Annotated in this window: 15 protein-coding genes and 1 pseudogene; 7 read left to right on the top strand and 9 right to left on the bottom strand. The window is 64.2% G+C overall.

Annotated elements, in window-relative coordinates; genetic code table 11:
• Positions 1–166: 166 nt before the first annotated feature.
• The 4 genes from P6U28_RS34370 to P6U28_RS34385 all read right to left on the bottom strand — a co-directional run bounded on the left by P6U28_RS34370 (position 167) and on the right by P6U28_RS34385 (position 2703).
• Positions 167–1099: a transporter substrate-binding domain-containing protein gene (locus tag P6U28_RS34370; RefSeq protein WP_407120636.1), complete on the bottom strand. Its 933-nt coding sequence runs from the start codon at positions 1097–1099 to the stop codon at positions 167–169.
• Between the two features lie 162 nt (positions 1100–1261).
• Entirely contained in the window at positions 1262–1852 is a 591-nt protein-coding gene (locus P6U28_RS34375; RefSeq protein ID WP_122406043.1) for an SCO family protein, read from the bottom strand.
• A 24-nt stretch (positions 1853–1876) separates the two neighbouring features.
• A complete protein-coding gene (locus tag P6U28_RS34380) occupies positions 1877–2071 on the bottom strand; it encodes a hypothetical protein (protein ID WP_122406042.1) in 195 nt (64 codons plus the stop codon).
• Between the two features lie 110 nt (positions 2072–2181).
• Positions 2182–2703, bottom strand: a complete 522-nt coding sequence (locus P6U28_RS34385) for a hypothetical protein (protein WP_162500495.1) — start codon at positions 2701–2703, stop codon at positions 2182–2184.
• Positions 2704–2968: 265 nt separating this feature from the next.
• On the opposite strand from P6U28_RS34385, the pseudogene P6U28_RS34390 reads away from it, so the two are divergent.
• Positions 2969–4616 (top strand): annotated as a pseudogene (locus P6U28_RS34390) (FAD-binding dehydrogenase).
• A 37-nt stretch (positions 4617–4653) separates the two neighbouring features.
• Here P6U28_RS34390 and P6U28_RS34395 read toward each other — a convergent pair.
• The 4 genes from P6U28_RS34395 to P6U28_RS34410 form a co-directional block, all read right to left on the bottom strand.
• Positions 4654–4959, bottom strand: a complete 306-nt coding sequence (locus P6U28_RS34395) for a hypothetical protein (RefSeq protein WP_122406040.1) — start codon at positions 4957–4959, stop codon at positions 4654–4656.
• Positions 4960–5003: 44 nt separating this feature from the next.
• Positions 5004–7109 carry a methyl-accepting chemotaxis protein gene (locus P6U28_RS34400; RefSeq protein WP_407120637.1) on the bottom strand — a complete coding sequence of 702 codons (2106 nt, stop codon included), beginning with the start codon at positions 7107–7109 and terminating at the stop codon, positions 5004–5006.
• A 210-nt stretch (positions 7110–7319) separates the two neighbouring features.
• Positions 7320–7607 carry a hypothetical protein gene (locus tag P6U28_RS34405; protein ID WP_407120638.1) on the bottom strand — a complete coding sequence of 96 codons (288 nt, stop codon included), beginning with the start codon at positions 7605–7607 and terminating at the stop codon, positions 7320–7322.
• A complete protein-coding gene (locus P6U28_RS34410; RefSeq protein WP_407120639.1) occupies positions 7604–8608 on the bottom strand; it encodes a PAS domain-containing protein in 1005 nt (334 codons plus the stop codon). The genes P6U28_RS34405 and P6U28_RS34410 overlap by 4 nt, the downstream gene beginning before the upstream one ends.
• 206 nt (positions 8609–8814) lie before the next feature.
• On the opposite strand from P6U28_RS34410, the gene P6U28_RS34415 reads away from it, so the two are divergent.
• The 6 genes from P6U28_RS34415 to P6U28_RS34440 all read left to right on the top strand — a co-directional run bounded on the left by P6U28_RS34415 (position 8815) and on the right by P6U28_RS34440 (position 14718).
• Positions 8815–9738: a PHB depolymerase family esterase gene (locus tag P6U28_RS34415; RefSeq protein ID WP_129145882.1), complete on the top strand. Its 924-nt coding sequence runs from the start codon at positions 8815–8817 to the stop codon at positions 9736–9738.
• Between the two features lie 96 nt (positions 9739–9834).
• Positions 9835–10185, top strand: a complete 351-nt coding sequence (locus P6U28_RS34420; RefSeq protein ID WP_027575148.1) for a RidA family protein — start codon at positions 9835–9837, stop codon at positions 10183–10185.
• 111 nt (positions 10186–10296) lie between these two features.
• Positions 10297–10662 (top strand): nuclear transport factor 2 family protein, encoded by a 366-nt coding sequence (locus P6U28_RS34425; RefSeq protein WP_407120640.1) that lies wholly within the window; start codon positions 10297–10299, stop codon positions 10660–10662.
• A 76-nt stretch (positions 10663–10738) separates the two neighbouring features.
• A complete protein-coding gene (locus P6U28_RS34430; protein WP_407120641.1) occupies positions 10739–13315 on the top strand; it encodes a ligase-associated DNA damage response DEXH box helicase in 2577 nt (858 codons plus the stop codon).
• Positions 13316–13469: 154 nt separating this feature from the next.
• Complete coding sequence (gene pdeM, locus P6U28_RS34435; RefSeq protein ID WP_407120642.1) at positions 13470–14168, top strand: ligase-associated DNA damage response endonuclease PdeM; 699 nt, start codon at positions 13470–13472, stop codon at positions 14166–14168.
• Between the two features lie 118 nt (positions 14169–14286).
• Positions 14287–14718 (top strand): hypothetical protein, encoded by a 432-nt coding sequence (locus tag P6U28_RS34440; protein ID WP_122406034.1) that lies wholly within the window; start codon positions 14287–14289, stop codon positions 14716–14718.
• A 119-nt stretch (positions 14719–14837) separates the two neighbouring features.
• Here the strand turns inward: P6U28_RS34440 and P6U28_RS34445 are convergent, their stop codons facing one another.
• The gene (locus P6U28_RS34445; protein WP_407120643.1) at positions 14838–15620 is read right to left on the bottom strand and encodes a DUF2865 domain-containing protein; all 783 of its coding nucleotides are present in this window, start codon (positions 15618–15620) and stop codon (positions 14838–14840) included.
• Between the last annotated feature and the right edge of the window lie 200 nt (positions 15621–15820).

Genomic DNA, 15820 nt, shown 5'->3' on the forward strand with positions numbered 1-15820 from the left:
GGAAAATAGCGATTTCCGGGCAGAATGCAATTTTGTGGGCGGTGTAGCCTCTTGCACCGTCATTGCGAGCGAAGCGAAGCAATCCAGAATCTTTCCGCGGAAACAGTCTGGATTTGCTTCGTCGCAAAGGCTCCTCGCAATGACGGCGGAGAGATCAGCGAAGAAACTAGAACGGGCTCACCGAGAAATACCGCAGCCACAGATCGGTGTAGCGGCCTTTTTCCCAGACGCGGAACATCGCCCAGTTCAAGGCCTGGCGCAGCACGTCGTTGCCCTTGCGCACGGCGATGCCGATGCCTTCGCCGAAGAAACGGCTCTCGACGAAGGGGCCGCCGGAAAAGGCACAGCAATCGCCGGAATCGGTGCCGTTGATCCAGAACGCCAGCGAGATGGCGTCGCCGAAGATGAAATCGACCTCGCCTCTTCGTAAAGCTGCGCGCATCGCGTCGTCACCGGGATAGGCATGCAGCTCGGCATCGGTGAACATCGCCTTGAGATAGGCCTCGTGCGCGGAGCCGGCGATGACGCCGACCTTCTTGCCCTCGAGATATTCGGGCCGGATCTCCGGCATCACCGCATCCTTGCGCGAGACGAAGCGCGCCGGCACCCGGTAATAGGGATCGGTGAAGTCGACGCGGGCGCGCAGCTGCGGGCTCACCGCCATCGAGGCGATGATGGCGTCGCCCCGGTTGGAGGTGAGCGCATCGACCAGCGTCTCGAAACGCCGCATCTGCACCGTGCAGGTGACCTTGATCTCCTCGCACAGGCTGCGGGCGAGATCGACATTGAAGCCGGCCGGATTGCCGTCCGCGCCGGTGAAGTTGAACGGCGGATAGTCGGTCTCGGTCAGGAAGCGGATCACGGTCAGGCGCGACAGGTCCGGCCGCTCCGGTCGCCGACGTGGGTCCCAGAAGCCGGGCACGGCCTGCGGGGCTGCTTGGGGGGCGGCCTGAGGGGGGGTCTGTGGCGCTGCCGGAGGCCGCTTGGCTGGCGTCTGGGCCTCGGCAGGCTGGGCTGCGAGCAGGCACGCGGCGGCGGCCAACCCCATCAGCAAGCCACGGGCAGATTTGAACGATTTCGCCTGTTGCGATGAAGCCATCGACCGGAAAGCAATGAATTTCGTTGGGATCGGAGGGCCTTATAGACCATTCGGCTGCGAAGGCGAGTGCCGATTGTGGGCTCGGTAAAGGTCTCTTGGTCGTCATGCCCGGGCTTGTCCCGGGCATGACGATGAAGAAGCAGCTGCGGTTGGATCAGGCCCTCAGAGATACCGCTTCAAATCAGCTGCCGCCTCTTCCGGCGTTCGCTTCAGATTGAACGGCGAGACGAAGCGGCCGTCGCGATCCATCAGGTAGACCAGCGCAGTGTGGTCCATGGTGTAGTCGCCGTCCTTGGTCGGGACCTTCTTGGCATAAACCCGGTAGGAGGTGATCACCTTGGCTGTCTCGGCAGGATCGCCGGACAGCCCCTCGAGGTGGGGATCGAAGCTCGACAGATAATCCTTCATCGTCGCCGGCGTGTCGCGCTCGGGATCGACCGAGATGAAGACGGCATTGACCTTATCGGCGTCCTTGCCCATCGCCCGCAGCACTTCCGAGATCTCGAACAGCGAGGTTGGGCAGACGTCGGGGCAATGGGTGTAGCCGAAGAAGATCAGGGTCGGCTTGCCCTTGAGGCTCTTGTCCGTAACGGCTTTGCCGTTCTGGTCGGTCAGCTGGAACGGGCCGCCGATCGCGGCCGGCTGCGCCACCTTGCTGACCCCGCCCATGGCCCAGAACATGATCAGGAGCCCGGCAATGAGGCTTGCGGCAAAGGCAGTCGCGATCACCAGCGGACGGGTGGCGGGGCTCATGGGTGAAAAACTTCCTGTCGCAGGTCAGAAGCAGGCGGCAAAGCCGGTCCTGAGCATTTCGAAGAATACCTGGCTGCCATAGTGGAACCAGAGCGCCAGCGCGCCAATCAGGACGAGACCGCCGATTGCCGCGCCGGCCCACAGCAGCACGGATGACATCCGGCCGGCAGTGGGCGAATTGTCCGATAGTGGATGCGCGGGATGTAGTGGTTGAGCCATGACAACGATCGGGACGAAGGTCCCGGTTCCCAGGCTTTCAGATAGGCCTTGCGCCGCCTGCCGGCAAGACGCTGTCAGCGGCGCAAAGGGACGCCGTCATGCTGCGACGATCAGTGGAGGAACTGGCCCCGAGCGGATTCGAGTTGCTCCGCTTGTGGGAGCGACCGGCGCGACGGCTTGGCCGTCGAGGCCTGCGCATCCAGATAACAGGGCCGGTACATGGCCTCGAGCTGCTTGCCCCTCAGGAAGAGCATGCGTGGGGTAAGCCCGCCCCGCTGGCCGATCCAGCGCCTCACCTGCGAGGGATACATCGCATAGAGCATCTGGGTTGCTTCAGGATTGGTGACGGCGCGGCCGTTGGCGCCGAAATCCCAGGCGGCGTGGAAGCCAAGCGTCGCATGCGAGGTCACGCAGATCCGGTTGTGTGGGATGGCGCCGAGGACGATGGTGCAGGCGGAAGCGCAGAGGCCGTCGATGATGACGGTCTCGCCTGATTGCCTGAGATCCTGGTATCTATCGACGTAGGTTCCAATTCGGCCGCCGCGGTCATCAGCGATCCGAACCACCGCGTGAGAAGCCCCCATGCCCGCGATCAAGAGAACCGCCGCAAGCAATCCCGTCAGAAACTTCATTGTCCCCCGCCCCAGTCGTATTCGAATCTGCGTGTCAGGTGGTGATGCACAGCTAGCGTCTGTTGTAACCAAGGTTTTGTCTAGGCAGGCCGCCCGGCGCAAAACAAATTCAAATCCAGTGTTGCGTCCGCGCTGCACTCCGCCTGTCTCTATCCCAAAGTGGAACACGTTAACGAGGTCTTACGCGCCATACCCTTGATCTCAGTTACAACCGCTGGCTTCAATCCGGGCAATTACAGGGGGGAACTCATGGAAGGGGAAACACATGGCTGAAGAAACCGACATCATCGTGGTCGGCGCGGGACTGTCGGGGCTCGTTGCCGCCACCGAAATCGCCGACGCGGGCAAGCGCGTGATCGTCGTCGACCAGGAAGGCGAGCAATCGCTCGGCGGTCAGGCGTTCTGGTCGTTCGGCGGATTGTTCCTGGTCGATTCGCCGGAGCAGCGCCGGCTCGGCATCAAGGACTCGTTTGAGCTCGCGATGCAGGACTGGCTCGGCACCGCCGGCTTCGACCGCGACGAGGATTTCTGGCCGCGCCAATGGGCCGAGGCCTATGTGGCGTTCGCGGCCGGCGAGAAGCGCGGCTGGCTGCGCGCGATGGGCCACCGCATCTTCCCCGTGGTCGGCTGGGCCGAGCGCGGCGGCTACGACGCGATGGGCCACGGCAATTCGGTACCGCGCTTTCACGTCACCTGGGGAACCGGGCCCGGCATCGTCGAGCCGTTCGAGCGCCGCGCACGTGAGGCGATGAAGAGTGGCCGGTTGATTTTCAGGTTCCGCCATCGCGTCGATGCGCTGTCCGTCACCAATGGTACCGTGGATGGCGTCAGTGGCGCCGTGCTCGCGCCAGACGATGTCGAGCGCGGAAAGAGTTCCTCGCGCAACATCGTCGGCCAGTTTGCGCTGAAGGCGCAGGCCGTGATCGTCGCCTCCGGCGGCATCGGCGGCAATCACGAGCTGGTGCGGCAGAATTGGCCGAAGCGGCTCGGCGATCCCCCGAAGTTCATGATCTCTGGCGTGCCCGAGCATGTCGACGGCCGCATGATCGGCATCACCGAAAAGACCGGCGCGCGGCTGATCAACCGCGACCGCATGTGGCACTATGTCGAGGGCATCCAGAACTGGTCGCCGATCTGGCCGCGCCACGGCATCCGCATCCTGCCAGGTCCCTCGTCGATGTGGTTCGACGCGACCGGTACCCGATTGCCGGCGCCGCTGTTCCCGGGCTCCGACACGCTCGGCCAGCTCAAATACATCATGTCGACGGGTTATGATTATTCCTGGTTCATTCTGACTCAGAGCATCATCAAGAAGGAATTTGCGCTGTCGGGCTCGGAGCAGAACCCGGACCTGACCGGTAAGAGCTGGCGCATGACGCTGCGCCGCGCCACCAACAAGGGCGCGCCAGCGCCGGTGGAGGCGTTCAAAAGCCGTGGTGTCGACTTCATCGTACGGGACAAGCTCGAGGACCTTGTTGCGCCATGAACGCAGCGATCTGCTCAAGCTCGAGCACATCAAAATGCAGATCGAGGCGCGCGACCGCGAGATCGCCAATCCTTACGTCAAGGATGCGCAGGTCATGAACATCCATAATGCGCGGCGCTACGTCGGAGACAAGTTGATCCGCACCGCCTCGCCGCATCGCATCCTGGATCCCGCGCAGGGGCCGCTGATCGCGGTGAAGCTCAACATCCTCACCCGCAAGACGCTGGGCGGCTTCGAGACCGATCTCGACTCCCGCGTGTTTGGGGAAGAGGGCAGGGTCATTCCGGGCCTCTACGCCGTCGGCGAAGCCGCCGGCTTCGGTGGTGGCGGCGTGCATGGCTATCGCTCGCTCGAGGGCACTTTCCTCGGCGGCTGCCTGTTCTCCGGGCGCAATGCAGGCCGTGCCGCCGCCAAGGCGGTGGGGTGACCGACAAGGCTGGCCGGTGCACGGTGGCGCACCGGCCTCAGCCGCGGCGAACCATCTCCTGCAACAGGCGTTCGGTCAGCGAGAGCTGATCGAGCCGCAGAGACAACAGCTCGTTCAGCTCGGCCATGTGGGCTCGAAGTCGCTCGGCCTCCTCCGGCCTGTCATCGAGATTTCGGATAAGGTCGCCGAGCGCCCCGAGACATTGCTGCATCGTCACGATGGCTTGCCGCAGCGAATCGCAGTCTCTCATGATGTCGGCGACCAGGCTGGTTTGGCGAAGCGGCAACGCGATGACGTTATCGACCGCCCCCGCTAGCGCTTCTTGCGTGTTTCGATCGGCCATCGCGTTCCCTCATGCATCATGGGCGGGGTCTTGGTCTCTTCGGGTCAGGCCGCGCGAACCGTGGTCAGGAACTGCTCGACCTCGGAGTGCAATCGTGCGCTGTCCCTCGACAGCATTTGCGCAGAGGCAAGCACCTGGGTCGAAGCCGAACCAGTCTCCGCTGCCCCGTGCTTCACATCGCCGATGTTGGCTGCGACCTGGTTGGTACCTTGCGCCGCCTGCTGGATATTGCGGGCAATCTCCTGCGTCGCCGCTCCCTGCTCTTCGACTGCCGATGCGATCGCCGAAGAAATCTCCGAGATCCTGCCGATTGTTCCGCTGATCTCCTTGATCGCGACCACCGACTCCTGGGTGGCGGCTTGAATGTCGGCGATCTGATGACCGATCTCTCCGGTCGCCTTCGCTGTCTGCTCGGCCAGCGCCTTGACCTCGGACGCAACCACAGCAAAGCCGCGCCCCGCTTCGCCGGCTCGCGCCGCTTCGATCGTGGCGTTCAGAGCGAGCAGATTGGTCTGCCCGGCAATCGTGTTGATGAGTTCGACGACGTCGCCGATGCGGGTGGCCGCCTGCGACAGCTTGTTGACCCGATCATTGGTCCTCTGCGCCTGCTCCACCGCCGCGCCGGCAATTCTGGCGGCGTCCTGCACCTGGCGGCTGATTTCGGTCACTGACGAGCTCATCTCTTCGGTGGCGGAGGCAACCGATTGAACGTTGGTCGAGGCTTCCTCGGAGGCGGCAGAGACGACGCTCGACAGCTCCTGGGTGCTGTCCGCTGCCTTGCTCAGGGTCCGGGCCGCCGCTTCGAGCTCCGTCGCCGAGGACGACAGCGTGTTCACGATGTCGCCGACCGCGTCTTCGAACTGACCCGCGAGCCTGTGCATGTCGGCCTTGCGCTGAGCGGCAGCGCGAGCCTCCATTTGTGCCTGCTCGGCACGCAGACGGTCGGCCTCGATCATGTTGTCTTTGAACACCTGGACCGCATTGGCCATCTCGCCGACCTCGTCGGTGCGGCCCACGCAGGGAACGTTCGTGGAGGTGTCGCCGCCGGCGAGCTTGCCCATGGCAAAGGTCATCCCCCGGATCGGCGCGGCGATTGAGCGGGACGTGAACAATGCGATTGTCCCGCCAAGGCCGACTCCCGCTGCCAACAGCGTCCACAAGACCAGCTTCAGCAGCGAGATGCTCTCCTGCACGCCCAGCGTCTCCTCGGCGAGCATCCGTTTCTGATCGGACTTGATGCCTCCCGAGCGGGTGCCATCGACGCCCTTGGGTCCGTCGAGCAGGTCGAGAATCCTTGCGGCGCGCGGCGCGGCTTCGGTCACCAGCAGATGAACCGGCGCGTTCCAGTCCGGGGACTCGCGAAGCGCGAAGATCCTTTCATGGAGGGGCGCGAACTCGCTTTTCGTCTTTGCGATCCTATCGAAGGACGCCTGCTGCGAGGCGGTGAGCAGATCCTTACGCGCATTGACTCCGGCATAGCCTTTCTCAAAGGCTTCCCATGGCCTCACGAATTTATCCTTGTCGGTCTTTTCGCCCGAAAGCAGGTACATCCGGAGCTGAGCCGTGGCAGCGGCAAAATTGCCCCGCGCATCGGCCATTGCCTTGAGCAATTTCTTCCGTTCCGGCGTCGCTTCCTGTGCCTCCTCCTGATCGATCATCTTCGTGATCTCGGAGAAGATCACGTCTGCGCGCGGGCTGGCCTCGATGACCATGAGCTTGGTCGCGGGATAGGCATCAGGGGTGAAAGCGATCGCTTCGGCCTTGTCCTGCGCCGTGCGAAATTCGGCGAGCAACAGCTTGGCCTGCTCCCACTTCTGCCGGTTCTCCGGATTGGTGAACTGCGCCGCCTGCTCGTCGAATGCGGCTACTGTCCTATCCATTTCCTTCCACATCGACGCGCGATCGAGCTTGCCTTGCGGATTCCCACTGAGCAAATAGCCGCGCAAGGTGGCGAGCGTCGAATAGAGGTTGCCGATCAGCTCGGTACTCGCCAGCGCGACGGGCGTGCGCAGATTCGTCATGCGATTGACCGTCGTGGAAATGCGCCCGACTTCGAATACGGTGTAGCCGACGGAAAGTGCGATGATGGCACAGACTGCAGCAAATCCGGCGATCAACCGGCCACCGATACGCAATCTGAAATAGGACACTGGCAAACACTCCGAAGTTATGGGCTTCAGGACTAAAGACGTCGCATGAAAATTCCCGCGCGAACGTTGCCGCAGACGGGCACGATCGTTTGACGTGACCGGATTGGGCGATACCCCATCGTGCCGCGCATTGGCGTGCTCGGCTGGCAATGATCCCGGACAGATCGAAGCGCGCCGCTCGAGCAATCCGGACGATGATGCAGCGCCCCGCTACCCCGCTACTACCGTCAGTTTCACGTCCGTTCGATTCTGACTTGGACGTGTGCCGACAAGGTGACCAAAATTGCTTATTGCGGCATTAAGAAAAATTTGTTCGCAAGCTCTCTCAACGCACAAAAATTGCGCGCTACTTCCGCAGCCGGAATCAAAACGCTGGGCTTGCCGGCTTTTTGCGTCTCCATCGACAGAGCGCTGCGCCACCATCAAAACAGGTGCGAAGCATCTCATTCGGCCTGCGCAAATATCGATCGCCACCGCGATCGGCGGCGTGACGATCATCTTGGCCTCACGCCAGGTTTTCCGGCTCCGAAGATGAACTCGATGCCCGCGGACGAGAGCGTGTCGCGAAGGCTCGTCAATGTCTCGTCGGGCAGCCGCAAGAGACCGTTCTGCTCCTCAAGCCGGCGAATCACGGCGGCAGAAATCCCGGTTCGCGCGGCGAGCTGTTTCACCGACCAGTTCAGCATGCCGCGGGCCGCGCGCAATTGCGCACCGGTCAACCTCGACGTCGAGACGTGCTGGGCCGAGAGCCGTCCCTCGTGCACGTCCGTGGAGATTCCCAACCACTCCCGAATACCGCCATCCGCGTCCGGGACCGGCACAGCCCTGCAATGGTACCAGCGGTAGGAGCCGTCGGACTGGCGCAGTCGATGCTCGACATCGTAGGGCTGTCCCGTTTCGGCGGCGGCCGCCCAGATCCGCAAGGCCGTTTCGCGCTCCTCTTCGGGAAGCAGGTCGAGCCAGCCTTTGCCGAAAAACCGGTGTGCGTCCGGCTGGTTCTCCGCGTTCAAAAGCGCGGTAATCCGGCCGTCCTGGCTGCCGACCCACAGCAGTCCGCCTGCGACCTGCGTCAGCGCCGCGTAGCGATCCGCATCCATCTTGAGAGGCTGCAGCGATCTGCGATGTTCGGTGATGTCGATGGCAACGCCGACCACGCATTCCGGCTCGCCGGCTGAGTTCAAAAAAGTCTCGGACTGGATGCGGAGCCAGCGCAGCGCACGATTCGGCCGGATGATGCGAAACTCGCCGTCGAGCAAAGACCGGTCGAACGCGAATCCGCGTGGATCGCGCTGCGGACGGCGATCCTCCGGATGAATTCGTCTCTCGATTTCCGCATAGCTGGGCGCGACGGTATGGGGATCGAGTCCCAGCAGGCCGTAAAAGCCACGCGACCACTGCATCCGGCCTTCAGCATCGCAGTGCCAGACGCCGGTCCCAAATTTTTCTTCAAAAAGACGAAGTATCTCCGAAGGGTCGAGGTAGCTCTCCAGGTGGCGCAATTCAGCCCCCCGTCGTGAAAATTAAGTCTCAACTAATAATTGCAGTCTATATTACATCGCTCGTTCACGCAGCTCAATTCGCGATTGCTGCATAATATTTGTGCCATCAGGCGGTATATACATGTGGTCGACGTTCACGCCGAAATCTTGAACTTGGTTGGCGTCGAACCGGCTAAACGCCATCGATGATACCGATCATGGCCTGGATGATACGACGCGCCTTGCACGTTGCCCTGTTCTGGTTGGCGGTGATCTGCTGCTTCTCTCCTGCATGGGCGGACACCGTCGATGTTAACGGCGTGAAGCGCTCCTACACCGCGCAATTGCCGGCGAAAAAGCCCGCACCGCTGGTGATCGTGCTGCATGGTAAGACGCAGCGTGGCGCCGACATGGTCGCGCGGACGGCCTGGCCGCAGCTTGCCAGGCGCGAGGGTCTGGCCGTTGTCTTTCCGGACGGACTCAATCACGCTTGGGCCGATGCGAGGACCAAGGCGGGGCCCGCGCTGCGCGGCCCACCCGAGGGCACCGACGACGTCGCGTTCATCACAAAACTCGTCGAGAAGCTGGTGGCCGACGGCACGGCCGACCCGAAGCGCGTTTATGTCACCGGCATCTCCAATGGCGGCGCCATGGCAATGACGCTCGCTTGCGCCCGGGCCGATCTGTTCGCGGCCGCTGCGAGCGTGATCATGAATCTCACCGATGAGGCTGCCGTCACCTGCCATCCGTCGCGGCCGCTGCCGATGCTGCTCATGAACGGCACGGCCGACCCGCTGGTGCCCTACGAGGGCGGACACGGATCGAGCTATTTTGCCGCGGACGGGTTCTGGTCGACCGAGGAGACGCTGGCGTTCTGGCGCAGGCTCAATGGCTGCGAGACCGATGATGCCGGGGTGACCGACCTGCCCGACAGGGCGCCCGCAGACCAGTCCACAGTGACACGGATCAGCTCGCGCTGTCCGACTGGGCACGACGTCGTGCTCTATCGCATCAACCATGGCGGCCACCGCATGCCCGGCTTTGCTCCGGATGCCCGCTTCCCGAAGGTCGCCAGGAGCCTGCTCGGACCGCAAAACGGCGACATCGACGGCGCCGAAACGATCTGGACGTTCTTCAGTCAGTTTCCGTGAACGACGCATGCGTGCCAGGCAATGCATGCGTGTCAGGGGTGGCTCGCCGCAAATCGCTGGGCTAGACAGGGCCGCCATTCCACCAGGAGATCCCCAATGAGCATTCAGCGTTTTGAAACCGGCCCGCGCATGAGCCAGGTCGTCGTGCACGGCAACACCGTCTATCTCGCCGGCGTCGTCGCCAACAAGGCGGCCGGCGAAAGCGTCACGAAGCAAACCCAGGACATCCTGGCGACCATCGACGGCCACCTCGCCAAGGCCGGCACCGACAAATCGAAGCTGCTGTCGGCCACGATCTACATCACCGACATGAAGACCTTCGGCGAGATGAACGCGGTGTGGGACGCCTGGGTGTCGCCCGGCAACACCCCCGCGCGCGCCACCGTCGAGGCCAAGCTGGCGGCCCCGCAATACACGGTCGAGATCATGGTGACCGCGGCGAAGTGATATCGCGAGAACTTCACGCGCGTTGATGACCTCCGAGGTAATCGATCAACGCGCGTGAACCTTCGATAGTCGGGTCAGCCGGACAATACGGCGCCATCGAAGGAGCACATCATGACTGATCCCAACACCATCGCCTGCCGCTATATCGAGCTCTGGAACGAACGCACGGCAGGTCGTCGCCGCGAGCTGCTCAGCGAAAGCTGGACGACGGATGCGCGCTATGTCGATCCCGTGATGAAGGGCGACGGCCGCGACGGCATCGAGGCGCTGATCGCCGGCGTGCAGCAGCGCTTTCCCGATTTCAAATTCAAGCTGATCGGCGAGCCCGACGGCTACGGCGACCACATCCGCTTCTCGTGGGGACTTGGTCCTGACGGCGCCGACAGCCCGATCAAAGGCACCGATTTTGCCGTGCTGAGGGACGGGCGCATCAGCAGCGTGACCGGATTTCTGGACCAGGTGCCGACCGGGGCGTGAGACCTCTGGCCCTTCTCGCGCAGGCGGGAAGGGCCACCCCTCGACGAATCCGCTCCTGCGGCTTACCTGTCATGCCGTGCCGCCCCGTATCCTCCAAACATCGGCCGAGCCGGCCGCGCTGCTGCCGGATCGCTTCCAGGCGTGGTTCGCAGCCCGCGGCTGGTCGCCGCGCGCGCATCAATTGGCGCTGCTGGAGAAGGCGCGCGACGACCGTTCGGCGCTCTTGATTGCGCCGACTGGCGCCGGCAAGACGCTTGCGGGGTTTCTGCCGACGCTGGTGGAGCTTTCGGCGCAGCCCGCGACACGAGATGCGGGCGCGAAGAAGAGTCTCGTCTCCACCGGGCGCAACGTGCAGCGCAGCGGTGGCCTGCACACCCTGTACATCTCGCCGCTGAAGGCGCTCGCCGTCGACATCGCGCGCAATTTGGAGCGGCCGATCGCGGAGATGGCGCTGCCGATCAAGGTCGAGACCCGCACCGGCGACACGCCGGTGTCGCGGCGCCAGCGGCAGCGGCGCTATCCGCCGGACGTGTTGCTGACGACGCCCGAGCAGCTCGCGCTGCTGCTCTCCTCCGACGACGCACCGTTCCTGTTTTCCTCCCTGAAGCGCATCGTGCTCGACGAGCTGCATGCGCTGGTGACGTCCAAGCGCGGCGATCTGCTCTCGCTCGGGCTGGCGCGACTGTGGCGCCTCGCGCCGCAAATGCGCGCGATCGGCCTGTCGGCAACCGTAGCTGAGCCGGAGCAGTTCGCGCGCTTCCTGGTGCCGCAGCCCGAAGGCCGGGAAGTCGCCGCCGATATCGTCATGGCCGGCGGTGCCGCGCCGCCCGTGGTCGAGATGCTCGATACGCGCGAGCGGCTGCCCTGGGCCGGCCACAGCGCGCGCCACGCGCTCCCCGAGATCTACGAGCTGATCAAGGCCAACAAGACCACGCTGGTCTTCGTCAACACCCGCAGCCAGGCCGAGATGCTGTTCCAGCATCTCTGGAGCATGAACGACGATGGCCTTGCCATCGCGCTGCATCACGGCTCGCTCGACGTCGCGCAGCGCCGCAAGGTCGAGGACGCCATGTCGGCGGGTCGACTGCGCGGCGTGGTCTGCACCTCCTCGCTCGATCTCGGCGTCGACTGGGGCGACGTCGATCTGGTGGTCAATATCGGCGCGCCCAAGGGCTCTTCGCGCCTGATGCAGCGCATCGGCCGCGCCAATCATCGCCTCGACGAAGCCTCCCGCGCCGTGCTGGTGCCGGCCAACCGCTTCGAGGTGCTGGAATGCCGCGTCGCCATCGATGCGATCGCCGAGAATGCGCAGGACACGCCGCCCTTGCGCAAGGGTGCACTGGACGTGCTGGCTCAGCACGTGCTCGGCTGCGCCTGCGGCGAGCCGTTCTTTTCCGACGAGCTCTACGACGAAGTGCGCACCGCCGCGCCTTACGCCGATCTGTCGCGGCAGGATTTCGACGACGTCGTCGATTTCGTCGCCTCCGGCGGCTACGCGCTGAAGACCTATGAGCGCTTCGCCCGCATCAAGCAGGACAAGGAAGGCCGCTGGCGCGTCGCCAATCCCAGGGTGCGGCAGAGCTACAGGCTGAATGTCGGCACCATCGTCGAGGACGACATGCTGAAGGTGCGCCTGGTGCGCTCCCGCGGCGGCGGTACGGGCTCGACCGGCGTGATCGCGCGCGGCGGCAGGCTGCTCGGTGAGATCGAGGAGGCCTTCATCGAGGGCCTCAGCCCCGGCGACACCTTCGTGTTCTCAGGCGAAGTGGTGCGCTACGAGACGCTGGTCGAGGATCAGGTCTATGTCTCGCGTGCGCACGACAAGGATCCGAAAGTGCCCTCCTATATGGGCGGCAAATTCCCGCTGTCGACCTATCTCGCCGAGCGCGTCCGCCGCCTGCTCGATGATGGCCGCGCATGGGGCGGCTTGCCGGAGCAGGTGCGCGATTGGCTGTCGCTGCAGAAGGATGTTTCGCGCGTGCCGGCAGTGCGCGAGCTCCTGGTCGAGAGCTTTCCGCGCGCCAACAAGCACTATCTCGTCTGCTATCCTTTCGAAGGCCGCCTCGCGCACCAGACCCTCGGCATGCTGCTGACGCGGCGGCTGGAGCGCGCCCGCGCGCGGCCGCTCGGCTTCGTCGCCAACGAATATGCGGTGGCGATCTGGGGACTTGGCGACCTCTCCTTCATGATCCGCAACAATCGGATCGACCTCAATGCGCTGTTCGCCCCCGACATGCTCGGCGACGATCTCGAAGCCTGGCTCGCCGAATCCGCGCTGATGAAGCGCACGTTCCGCAATTGCGCGATCATCTCCGGCCTGATCGCGCGGCGCCACACCGGCGAAGAGAAAAGCCGCCGCCAGGTGCTGTTCTCGACCGATCTCGTCTATGACGTGCTGCGCAAGCACCAGGCCGATCACGTCCTGCTCCGAGCCGCACGCGCCGATGCCGCCACGGGCCTGCTCGACCTGCGCCGCCTCGGCGACATGCTGATACGCATCCAGGGCCGCATCACGCACCGGGAACTCGACCACGTCTCTCCGCTGGCGGTCCCCGTGATGCTGGAAATCGGCCGCGAGTCAGTCTATGGCGAGGCTGCAGACGAATTGTTGGCGGAAGCCGCCGACGAACTCGTTAAGGAAGCGATGTCGTAGAGAATTTGCCGGTGAGGCGCGCAATCCCATCCACATCGTCATGCCCGGGCTTGACCCGGGCATCCACGTCTTTGCTGCCGCGGCAAGAACGTGGATGGCCGGGCCTTCGCCGCGCCGAAGCGGCTTCGGCGGCGCAGGCGGGACAAGCCCGGCCATGACGGAGCATGTTGCGCTATCGATTACTTCGACAGGCAGACTGGATGTCGCCGGCATCGCACTCCACACCGATCTCTCCGGGGCGCTGTTCTGGGAAGAGCAGCGCCTGCTGGTCGTCTCCGACCTGCATCTGGAGAAGGGTTCGAGCTTCGCGACGCGCGGCGTGCTGCTGCCGCCTTACGATACCATCGCAACGCTCGGCCGGCTCGCTGCTGTCATCTCCCGCCATGATCCACGTATCGTCATCGCGCTTGGCGACAGCTTTCACGACCGCACCGCGCATGAGCGGCTGTCGGCGGAGGACCGCGACGCCGTCGCCGCACTCCAGACCGGCCGCGACTGGATCTGGATCTCGGGTAATCATGATCCCATGCTGCCGCGCGATCTCGGCGGCACCGTCGCCGGCGAGGTTGCGGTCGGGCCCATCACGTTTCGCCACGAGCCGACCGGGGCGGCCGGCGAGATCGCCGGCCATCTGCATCCCAAGGCGCGCGTCTCCGCGCGCGGCCGCTCGATGGAGCGCCGCTGCTTCGCCAGCGACGGGATGCGTGCCGTGATGCCGGCTTTCGGCGCCTATGCCGGCGGCCTCAGCATCCGCGACGCCGCCTTCGCCAGGATCTTTCCGGAGAACGGCTTTGTCGCCCATCTCCTCGGCGACCGCCGCGTCCACGCCATTGCGGCCTCGCGCTGCTATTGAGGAATGGGTCGCGTCCCGGAACAAATTAAGAACACTTTAGCAAGTCTTTGATATATCATTGTGATTCGGCGCATGGCCGACACAATATCTAGCGTCTGTCCGACTTTGCGAGGACTACATGTCCACCATTGCCTTCGACCAGTTTGCCCTCACCCGGATCGCCGATTTCGCGCGCTCGCTGTCGCGGCTGCATCAGGCGGCACGGCGTTACGCCGTCGATGACGACCAGTTCGATCGCGAGTTCAACGCGGTGTGCCAGTCGATCTGGGGCTACACCATCGACGACATCAGCGACGATCTGTTCTCGACCGAGGACCATCTGTTTCTCGACACGCTGGACGAGGCGCATGCCCGCATCTTCGCGGCCGAGCAGGGTTACGACCTCATAGGCGAAGCGGGCATGCTGACCGATTGGTGGGGCTTTTGCTGGATGATCCTGGCCGAGAAGCGCGGCCTCCTGACGCCGGAAAACCGCGCCGCTGCGCGGGCGGCGATCGAGGAGAAATATCTGGCAGCACCGAACGTGATCGGGGTGATCATCGGGAGATAGTGCCGCAAACTCCGTCATTGCGAGCGCAGCGAAGCAACCCAGAATCTCTCCGCGAAGGGATCCTGGATTTGCTTCGTCGCAAGCGCTCCTCGCAATGTCGGCTCGGATGCAGGTGAGGGCTAATCCAGCCCCGCCCGCTTCCCCGGCTTCTGCGCCGTCGTCTTCGGCACCGACACATCCGGCAGCGCCTCGCGCACGATCTCGGTTGACGTCGGCGCATCTGCCGACACCGTGTCGGCCCGCACCGGCGCCACCTTCATCTCGCCGAGGCGCGCGCGGACCTGGGCCGTGAGGCCGGGGTAGGAGGCAACCGGGGTGAAGTCCGCGGCTTGGTCGTTGCCGACGCGGATGCCGGTGTAGGCCACGAGGCCGTCGGTGGTAGCGATCACGTCGCCGGCCTTCAGCGATGAATCCAGCGCGAGATCGACCGGGGCGAGGCCGGCGGGCTCGCGGCCGTTGCAGGTGCAGTCGGCGCGCAGCGCCTTGCGATAGGCGAACGCGTTCTCGCTGTCGGCGTAGCGCTCGCCGGCCTGCGAATAGGCGCCATCGATCGACGAGCCGAAATAGATCTTGGTCGGGCTGGCGGGACAGAACGCCTGACACATCTGTGCGGGCGAGGCGAGGCCGCGCATCAGCGGAAAATATTTTCCGTCGCAACTGCGCACGCAGAAGGCCGGGCCCGAGCCGCCGGCCGCGGCCGCGCGGGTCGGCGGCACATATTGCGGGGTCGCCGCATTCTGCTGGCCGGTGAAGGGGTCGGTGTAGGAACTCGCTTGCTGCGGCACCTCGCGCTGCGGCCGCTGCTGCTGCATTCCGCCGAAGAGGAAGTCGAACAGGCCTTCGGCCGAAACCGGGGCCGGAGCCGCAAGCAGTGGCGCGGCCAGGATGGCGGCCACAGGCATCGCGCGACGCCGCCGGCGCGCATGGGACGAGATTGTACGCAACCGCCTACTCCACCCGACGCTACTGACCGGCTGGAACCCTACGGGTCTCAGCACATGATTCACCATAAAGTGGGATGGTAAATGAGCCGTTGAGCAGAGGCGGTTTCAAGTCGAGGTGGTGACCTCTTTAAGGCCGGGCACAGCTTCCGACGGATGGT

Origin of the sequence: Bradyrhizobium sp. STM 3561 (assembly GCF_045571455.1) — a bacterium.
GTDB classification, from domain to species: Bacteria; Pseudomonadota; Alphaproteobacteria; order Rhizobiales; family Xanthobacteraceae; genus Bradyrhizobium; species Bradyrhizobium vignae.

Excerpts from the sequence above, each read along its gene's own strand:
- P6U28_RS34425 (WP_407120640.1), top strand. The coding sequence starts at position 10,297 with ATGACTGATCCCAACACCATCGCCTGCCGCTATATCGAGCTCTGGAAC.
- pdeM (WP_407120642.1), top strand. The coding sequence starts at position 13,470 with ATGACGGAGCATGTTGCGCTATCGATTACTTCGACAGGCAGACTGGAT.
- P6U28_RS34415 (WP_129145882.1), top strand. The coding sequence starts at position 8,815 with ATGATACGACGCGCCTTGCACGTTGCCCTGTTCTGGTTGGCGGTGATC.
- P6U28_RS34420 (WP_027575148.1), top strand. The coding sequence starts at position 9,835 with ATGAGCATTCAGCGTTTTGAAACCGGCCCGCGCATGAGCCAGGTCGTC.
- P6U28_RS34445 (WP_407120643.1), bottom strand. The coding sequence starts at position 15,620 with ATGCCTGTGGCCGCCATCCTGGCCGCGCCACTGCTTGCGGCTCCGGCC.
- P6U28_RS34395 (WP_122406040.1), bottom strand. The coding sequence starts at position 4,959 with ATGGCCGATCGAAACACGCAAGAAGCGCTAGCGGGGGCGGTCGATAAC.
- P6U28_RS34385 (WP_162500495.1), bottom strand. The coding sequence starts at position 2,703 with ATGAAGTTTCTGACGGGATTGCTTGCGGCGGTTCTCTTGATCGCGGGC.
- P6U28_RS34440 (WP_122406034.1), top strand. The coding sequence starts at position 14,287 with ATGTCCACCATTGCCTTCGACCAGTTTGCCCTCACCCGGATCGCCGAT.
- P6U28_RS34370 (WP_407120636.1), bottom strand. The coding sequence starts at position 1,099 with ATGGCTTCATCGCAACAGGCGAAATCGTTCAAATCTGCCCGTGGCTTG.
- P6U28_RS34405 (WP_407120638.1), bottom strand. The coding sequence starts at position 7,607 with ATGATCGTCACGCCGCCGATCGCGGTGGCGATCGATATTTGCGCAGGC.
- P6U28_RS34375 (WP_122406043.1), bottom strand. The coding sequence starts at position 1,852 with ATGAGCCCCGCCACCCGTCCGCTGGTGATCGCGACTGCCTTTGCCGCA.
- P6U28_RS34380 (WP_122406042.1), bottom strand. The coding sequence starts at position 2,071 with ATGGCTCAACCACTACATCCCGCGCATCCACTATCGGACAATTCGCCC.